This is a genomic window from Microbacterium sp. Bi128 (assembly GCF_918698205.1).
Genome location: NZ_CAKKMM010000197.1, coordinates 1 through 7254 on the forward strand (window position 1 = coordinate 1; position 7254 = coordinate 7254).

Genomic DNA, 7254 nt, shown 5'->3' on the forward strand with positions numbered 1-7254 from the left:
GGGCTGCACCGTACCCCCCGGTCGCTTTGTGCTCACAGTGCGCGCGAGAGAATGTCCCTGCCATGCCCGACGTCACCCCCTCGGTCCCCGCCCGAGTGGTCCGCCGCGCGCTCGTCGTGCTCCCGAGCCTCATCGTGCTGACCGCCGTGGGGCTCACGACCCTCATCGCCGCCTCGGTGCAGGAACGCCACATCCGCGACGACACCGCCGAGCGGGTCTACGACGTCGCGTCGAGCCTCGCCGAGCTCGACGATGTGCGCCGCACCGTGGCATCCGTCGCCTCCGCCGGAACGAGCACGCAGCTGGCGGACGCGCGCGACCTCGCGGCAGCGACGACGACGCTGCAGCCGCTCGCCGATCTGGTGCAGCGCACCGCCGGGGTCTTCTACGTGGTGATCACCGACGACGAGGGCGTGCGTATCACCCACCCCGAGAGCGGGCAGCGCGGTCTCCAGGTCGAGACGACGAACGCCAGCGTGCTGGCCGGAGCGCCGTTCCTCGGCACCGAGACCGGGCCCTCGGGCAGCTCGCTGCGGGCGAAGGTTCCCGTCCGCGACGGGGGCGCCGTGGTCGGCATGGCCGCCGTCGGCGTGCTGGAGTCGAGCATCCTGGCGGACCGCGACGAGGCACTCGGCGACCTGCTGCCGTGGGCGCTCGGGGCTCTCGTCGTCGGGACGCTCGCGTCGTCGCTGCTGGCCGCGGCGATCGAGCGGCGCTTCCGGCGACTGGACGCGCTGGCCGCCGAGCAGGAGCAGACCGCGCGCACCATGGTGGCGCTGCGCGAGCAGGCGCACGAATTCGGCACCCGCCTGCACGTGCTGCACGGCCTCGTCTCGCACGGCGACACCGACGACGCCCTGACCTACATCGCCGACGCGATGCCCGGCCTCGCGCCCCGCGAGCCGTCGGACACCCGCCTGGATGCCTCGGTCGTGAACGCCAGCATCGAAGCGCTGCGCAGCGAGGTGTCGGCGCTGGGCGCCCAGCTCGAGGTGCGGATCGACCGCGACACCCCGATCGACGAGACCGTCGTGCTCGTGCTCACCAACCTGTGCCGGAACGCCGCCGAAGCGGGCGCCGCGCGCGTACGGTGCACCCTCGACCTCGTCGGCGAGGTGCTGCACGGGGCCGTGGACGACGACGGGCCGGGTCTGGACCCGCGCGACGTCGAGCGCGCGTTCACCCGGGGCTACACGTCGAAGCCCGATCCCCTCGGCACGGGTCGCGGGATCGGTCTCGCCGTCGTGCGCCGCGCGGTCGCCGAACGCGACGGCGAGATCCTCGTCACGCGGTCGGCGTGGGGCGGGACGCGTTTCGAGTTCGAGATGGCGGCGCCGCGATGACCGACCGGGTCCGCGTTCTCGTCGTCGACGACGACGCCACCGCTCGCGCCCTGCACGGGCGGTACGTCGCGGGCGCTCCGGGGTTTGCCGTCGTGGGGTCGGCGGGCAGCGGCGAGGCGGCCGTGGCGCAGGCCTTGGGCGGTGTCGACCTGGTGCTGCTGGACATGCGCCTGCCCGACATCAGCGGCGTCGAGGTGCTGCATCGCCTCCGCACCCTCGGCGCCGAGGGACTCGACGTGCTCGTGATCAGCTCGTCGCAGGATCAGGTGACCGTGCGGCAAGCCCTCGCGGCCCACGTCATCGGCTACCTCGTCAAGCCGTTCACCGAGGAGACGCTGCGCCAGCGCCTCGAGACCTACCGTGCGGAACGGCGTGCGCGAGCCGAGGCCGACCGGGATCGCTCCCTCAGCCAGGGCGACATCGACCGCCTCCTCACCACCGGCACGGTCCGTGTGCCCGACCGCCCCGCCGCGTCCGCCCTGCCGAAGGGCCTGGCCCCGGTGACACTCGAGCGGGTCCGGGCGGCGCTCGACCCGGTCGCGCTCGTATCGGCATCCGATGTCGCGACGGCGTGCGGGCTGTCACGCGCCACCGCGCAGCGCTACCTCGAGCACCTCGTCGCCACCGGTGTCATCGACCTCGCGCACCGCTACGGCGCGCGGGGCCGCCCGCGCATCCTGTACCGGCTCGCGCCGCCGCCGCCTGCCTGAGCGGCGTCGGCGCTCTGAGCGGCGTGCGGCGCAGCGTGCGGCGCGGCGCGCGGGCGGGGCCCGGCCGCCGCCCGCCCGGCGCCCGGTTCGCGAGACTGCAGCTGGCTGACATCTCCATTGCAGCGTGCAGTGGAGATGTCAGCCGGATGCAGTCTCGCGAACCGGGATCGCGTCAGAGCGCCACGAGGTAGCCGCCGACGAGTATGCCTGATCGAGGTGGTGAATCTGATCGTAGGTGTGGTGTGCGTCGCGACCTCTCGTATCGCACGAGAGGTGAACTCATGGGCCGGCTCGAGCCCATCGGCTACTCCGACACCCCGCTGTCCCTAGAGTCCTGCAAATGAGCGCCGATGTGGGCGCCCGACAGCCTGGAGGACTTTTGACGTACCGGATACTCCCTCACCGACGCGGGGTCACCAACGCCTTCGTCGCGTTGACCGCGGCCGTGATCCTGTCAGCAACATCGACTCCCGCGACGGCTGCCGAGACTCCGCGGTCGGCCGCCGCGAGAGTCGCGCCCGCCAGCACGTCGAATACCGACCTCATGCCGGTCGATCTCAACGCTGGCGACGTGGTGGCACTCATCGAAAGCCCCTACGCCAACTCCTACTGGGGAACCACCGAGGACCGGCGAGAGCCGGGCGTTCGGCACCCTGTCGCTCAACAGCGGGACACCAACAACCTCGATCAGCAGTGGATCCTGAGCAAGGCGGGCGATGACGGCAGCTTCGTCATCAAGAACGCGAACGGACAATGCCTCCAGGACCAGACGCTGGTTCGCTGCACCCTCGATGCCGGGCAGCGATTCTATGTCTCTCCCGCATCCGGCTCGAGTCGACCGGGCGAGTACAACCTCCGACGCGTCTCTGACGACCAGTGCTGGTATCAGTACCCGGTCACCCCGTCCGTTCCGTTCCCCACGAGCCACTACTGCGTCAACGTCGACCCGAACCTCGTGCCGAGAATGCACCGGGAGCGCACATTTCGGTTCGTGGACCCGCATACGGGAAGGGCGCTCGACCTCAGCGGCCCGGCCATCCTGCATGCACTCACTCAATGCTCCGCCGGATCCAAGATCATCCGGCAGTGCGACTACGACGCGAAGACATCGAGCCGTCCAGGGATATTTGCACCGACCATCGCGAGCAAGACCTTCTACAACGGCGATTCGGCGACCGTGACCCGCAATCTGAACTGGACCAAGACCCTCGCCATCTCGTTGTCCGTCGAGACGACGTTCGGTGTCCAATACGAGCAGGAGATGGGTACGGAACCCCTCAAGCAGAAGATCGTTGTGAGCTGGAGCACCAAATTCGGCGCCCAGACGACTTCGACCGAGTCACTCTCCGATTGGATCAGCATGCCGGTGGCACCGGGTGCGTACGCGTGGGTCGTCTTCGGTTCGCCGTCGGTCGAGGTGACAGGAACCTGGACGGTCGCAAACGACATGGGGGCTACGTGGTCCGGGGATGGCCGTGCGGTGATCCCCGTCAAGAACGACAAGATCAACGACCTCATCCTTGCGTGTACCAGCGACAGCAACGCGCCCCTGTGCGACAGCACGAAAGACAGTGCGCTCGCCGCCGCCCGCGAGTCATCGAGCTCCTCTCAGGTGGTGACGATCACATACAGCAACCCGAGCACGGAGTTGCAGGTCGCGCGCATCGGTGAACCGGGTGCCACCCCCGTGAGCGTTGCGCTCCGTCCTACCGGCTCCCAAATCGTCTCCCAGACCGTGAACATCCCTCTCGCGCCCGACAGTCCGATCCGGATCGACAACCCTCATCAGCCCGCACCTCTCATCGACAGCGTTTCGGCCCGGGGGCGCACCTTCGAAGCCGAACAGTGGGTGGCCGGCGAAGCGTTCGCGCAGACGTTGGAGGGCGCCTCTCGCGGCAACGTAGCCGCGGGCGTGGGAACGCGCGACGGGAAGAAGGGGTGGCTCGAGATCGGCGGCGACCTCACCCCGCCGGCGTCGCGATCGGTTCGCGGATTCGCCCCCTCCCCCACCGGCACAGGCACCTCCCTGACGATGGACTCCGCGTTGTACGACTCGAAGTCGCGCGTGGTGATCTGGGTCAATGGGCGCTACGTGGGCGAGACGTATGAGGGGGTCGGATACTACGCGGGCGCGGCTGGGCTCGACGGCACGTATCGAGTTGCCGAGATTCCCTCGCACGCCGGCGACCTCATCCAGGTCGGTGTCATCCCCGGCTACCCCGGCTGGGGAGTCCCTGCGCCCGAGTCGTCCCAACTCCTGGGTGTCTACCGCGTCGGCTCAGGAGTAGAGACGGTCTCGAGAACCGGTGGTGGTGTGGCGATGACGCAAACCACCGCTCTTCGGGACAGCTCAGCGCGCGTCGTCGTCTGGATCAATGGGGAGTACACCGGCGAGACCTATGAAGGCGCGACGCACTACGCCTCCGCGGTCGCGATCGATTCGGGCAAGCTCGACGTCTACTTCGGAAAGATCGATGCCTCCCCCGGCGATCTCGTGCAGATCGGTATCGTGCCGGGAGGCCCAGGATCACCGCTGGGGGACCCCCGATCATCGAACCTCCTCTACGAGGCAAGGCTCTGATCCGATCGGACTCTGGACGGTGACCCCGCCGCGGGGAATCCGTCGGGAAGAGAGGCCTCCGTGCGTGCGATGTGACGACCGAGACGGCGTCACATCGACACCGGAGGCCTCTCCCACTCCCATCCGTATCCCGACTCAGGACGATCCGAGCGCCGCCGCCAGGTGCCGCAGCGCCGAAACATGCCCGTCGTCGGGGTGCAGGTCGAGCCTCGCGTGCGGCAGCCCCGCGGCGAGCATCCGCGCGTGCTGCGGCGGGATCACGCGGTCCTTCTCCCCCTGCACGAGCAGAACGGATGCCACCACCTCGGCGAGCGCGAACCCCCAGGGCCGCGCGAACGCGAGGTCATCGTCGATCAACCCGTCGATCCCGTACGGCTCGGACGCCGCGACGGATGCCCCGAGCGACGTCCACTCCCCGTCGAGCGCCGCGTAGTCGGCATCCACGAACGAGTCCGGATCGAACTCGTCGATCTCGGCGAAGCGGCGGCGCGCGTCTTCGCCCTGCGTCGCCGCGCGGAGAGCCTCGGGCGCCTGCATCCCGGCGAACCACGCGTCGTCGTCGACGAACGGGGCCGGCGACGCGAACGTCACCACGCGCCGGACGAGCCCCGGCATCGCTGCGGCGCACGCGATCGCGTGCGGCCCACCGCCCGAAGCGCCCACCGAGACGACGGATGCCACGCCCAAGCGCTCCAGGACCGGGCGCAGTCCCTCGGCCACGTCGGCGACGCTGCGGCCAGGGATCCGCGACGATCCGGCGTAAGCGGGCCGGGCGACCGAGACGACCGCGAGGCCACGCGCGTCCGCGGCGGCCCGCACGGGCGGCAGGATCGCCCCCGTCTGCGGCGAGCCGTGATGCCACAGAAGCACGTCGCGTCCGGCGACGTCGGTGGCGGAGGTGTGGACGTCGAGGTCGGCGATCGTCGTGCGCATGCGCCCAGGGTCGCACGCACGCACGCCCGGCCGCGGCCGTAAGCCCGCGAGACTGCATCCCCCTGACATCCCCACTGCAGCGTGCAATGGAGTTGTCAGCGGGATGCAGTCTCGGCGATTCGCGGCGCCGGGCCGCCCGGCGGCACGCTCCCGAGCGGTGGGCGGGACCAGTGGCCTACAGGATGACGCCGAACTCGTCCGCGAGCGCCGGCAGCTGCGTGTGCAGCACCTCGGACGCCTCGGCCGCGAGCGGGTTCGTCGAGACACCGTTCTCGTTCACGAGCTTCCCGCCGACGTACACCTGCTTCAGGTTGCGGAGGCCGCACGCGAGAACGTAGCTGCGCACCGGGTTCCACAGCGGACCGACGTCGGGGAGCCGCGGGTCGACCACCACGAAGTCGGCGAACTTCCCCACCTCGAGGCTGCCGACGCGATCGTCGACGCCCATGATCTCGGCGCCGCCGAGGGTGTGCAGGCGCAGCACGCGCTCGGGCATCATCGACAGCGGGTCGTGGGTGCGGGCGCGCTGCATGAACATGCCCATCCGCATGTTCTGCCACGGGTCGGCGACGTCGGTGCAGGCCTGGTCGTCGAGGCCCATGCCGACCTGCATACCCAGGTCGAGCATCTCGGGCACGTGCGCGATCCCCGACGCCAGACGCCCGTTCGACGCGGGCTGCCACGACATGGAGGCGCCGCCGGCGGCGGCATCCGCGATGATCTCGGGCGTCGTCTGGATGAAATGCCCGAACATCATGCCCGGGCGGAGCGCCCCGGCGTTCTTGTACAGCTGGAACTTGGTCTGCTGGTGCTCGATCGCCTCGTACGTCTCGAGGAAGTGCGCCTGGTTGGTGACGCCGAAGCGGTCCATGACGGCGACCTCGATCTCGGCGGCATCGGGCCTGGTCGACCACTGCACCTGCCCCATGATCGAGGCGCCGAGGGCGATGTCGGGGTCCATCGCGAGGACGTGATCGAGGGATGCCTCGAACCGGGCGAAGATCTCGTCGTCGGTGCCGACGGTGGCGTCCAGGGCGATCGAGTCGACGAAGCGGAGCCCGGCGTCGTGGCATCCGTCGGCCTGCCGGGTGTGCCACGCGTGGTCGCGCAGGACGCCGCCGCCGTCGGAGCGCTTGCCCTCGACCATCGGCTCCCACGGCAGCAGCGGGTCGGTGAAGTTGTACGCCGTGGTCACGCCGTTGGCGAGGAAGTCGAGCGCGCCGTGCAGCGTCGCCCAGTAGATCTGGTCGGGCGAGGCGTTGTTGAGGACGCTGAACATCGACGTGCACCAGCCGTACAGCGTCTGGTCGACGCCGAGACCGCGGGAGCCGCTCGTGAACAGGTGGCTGTGCGACGAGACGAATCCGGGAGCGACGAACTTGCCGTCGACGTCGAGCGTCTCGTCGGCGGTGAGCGACGGATCGGGGTCGCCCGCGCCGATCGCCGCGATGCGGCCGTCGCGGACGAGCATGTATCCGCGCTCGATGTAGCCGGGGTCGTCGGTGCCCGCGGGAACCGTGATGAGCCGTGCGTTCGTGACCAGAAGCGACATGTTGATGACGGTAACAATCGCGTGTTTCCGCGGTGTTCCGAGCGTGCGGCGGGTGGTTTGCGGGCTGCGGCCGCGCGCCGTTTCGCGAAACTGCATCCGGCTGACATCTCCATTGCAGCCTGCAGTGGAGATGTC

6 protein-coding genes are annotated in these 7254 nt (G+C 69.7%); 3 read left to right on the forward strand and 3 right to left on the reverse strand.

Annotated features, from left to right (window positions below):
- Nucleotides 1–62 precede the first annotated feature (62 nt).
- Both LQV45_RS14295 and LQV45_RS14300 read left to right on the forward strand, forming a co-directional pair.
- Nucleotides 63–1343 carry an ATP-binding protein gene (locus LQV45_RS14295; RefSeq protein WP_230007604.1) on the forward strand — a complete coding sequence of 427 codons (1281 nt, stop codon included), beginning with the start codon at nt 63–65 and terminating at the stop codon, nt 1341–1343.
- Nucleotides 1340–2053: a response regulator gene (locus tag LQV45_RS14300; protein WP_230007605.1), complete on the forward strand. Its 714-nt coding sequence runs from the start codon at nt 1340–1342 to the stop codon at nt 2051–2053. The genes LQV45_RS14295 and LQV45_RS14300 overlap by 4 nt, the downstream gene beginning before the upstream one ends.
- Nucleotides 2054–2452: 399 nt before the next feature.
- Here LQV45_RS14300 and LQV45_RS14305 read toward each other — a convergent pair whose 3' ends face one another.
- The gene (locus LQV45_RS14305; RefSeq protein ID WP_230007606.1) at nt 2453–2599 is read right to left on the reverse strand and encodes a hypothetical protein; all 147 of its coding nucleotides are present in this window, start codon (nt 2597–2599) and stop codon (nt 2453–2455) included.
- Here LQV45_RS14305 and LQV45_RS14310 point away from each other — a divergent pair.
- On the forward strand, nt 2598–4634 hold the full coding sequence (locus tag LQV45_RS14310; RefSeq protein WP_230007607.1) for an RICIN domain-containing protein: 2037 nt from the start codon (nt 2598–2600) through the stop codon (nt 4632–4634). The two genes, LQV45_RS14305 and LQV45_RS14310, sit on opposite strands and share 2 nt — an antisense overlap.
- Before the next feature lie 135 nt (nt 4635–4769).
- Here LQV45_RS14310 and LQV45_RS14315 read toward each other — a convergent pair whose 3' ends face one another.
- Both LQV45_RS14315 and LQV45_RS14320 read right to left on the reverse strand, forming a co-directional pair.
- Nucleotides 4770–5567: an alpha/beta fold hydrolase gene (locus tag LQV45_RS14315; RefSeq protein WP_230007608.1), complete on the reverse strand. Its 798-nt coding sequence runs from the start codon at nt 5565–5567 to the stop codon at nt 4770–4772.
- A 175-nt stretch (nt 5568–5742) separates the two neighbouring features.
- A complete protein-coding gene (locus tag LQV45_RS14320) occupies nt 5743–7119 on the reverse strand; it encodes an amidohydrolase family protein (protein WP_230007609.1) in 1377 nt (458 codons plus the stop codon).
- Nucleotides 7120–7254: the final 135 nt, after the last annotated feature.

What these genes read in the sequence shown, in the direction of transcription:
- LQV45_RS14295 (WP_230007604.1), top strand. Translation starts at nt 63, where the DNA reads ATGCCCGACGTCACCCCCTCGGTCCCCGCCCGAGTGGTCCGCCGCGCG.
- LQV45_RS14310 (WP_230007607.1), top strand. Translation starts at nt 2,598, where the DNA reads ATGCCGGTCGATCTCAACGCTGGCGACGTGGTGGCACTCATCGAAAGC.
- LQV45_RS14305 (WP_230007606.1), bottom strand. Translation starts at nt 2,599, where the DNA reads ATGAGGTCGGTATTCGACGTGCTGGCGGGCGCGACTCTCGCGGCGGCC.
- LQV45_RS14320 (WP_230007609.1), bottom strand. Translation starts at nt 7,119, where the DNA reads ATGTCGCTTCTGGTCACGAACGCACGGCTCATCACGGTTCCCGCGGGC.
- LQV45_RS14300 (WP_230007605.1), top strand. Translation starts at nt 1,340, where the DNA reads ATGACCGACCGGGTCCGCGTTCTCGTCGTCGACGACGACGCCACCGCT.
- LQV45_RS14315 (WP_230007608.1), bottom strand. Translation starts at nt 5,567, where the DNA reads ATGCGCACGACGATCGCCGACCTCGACGTCCACACCTCCGCCACCGAC.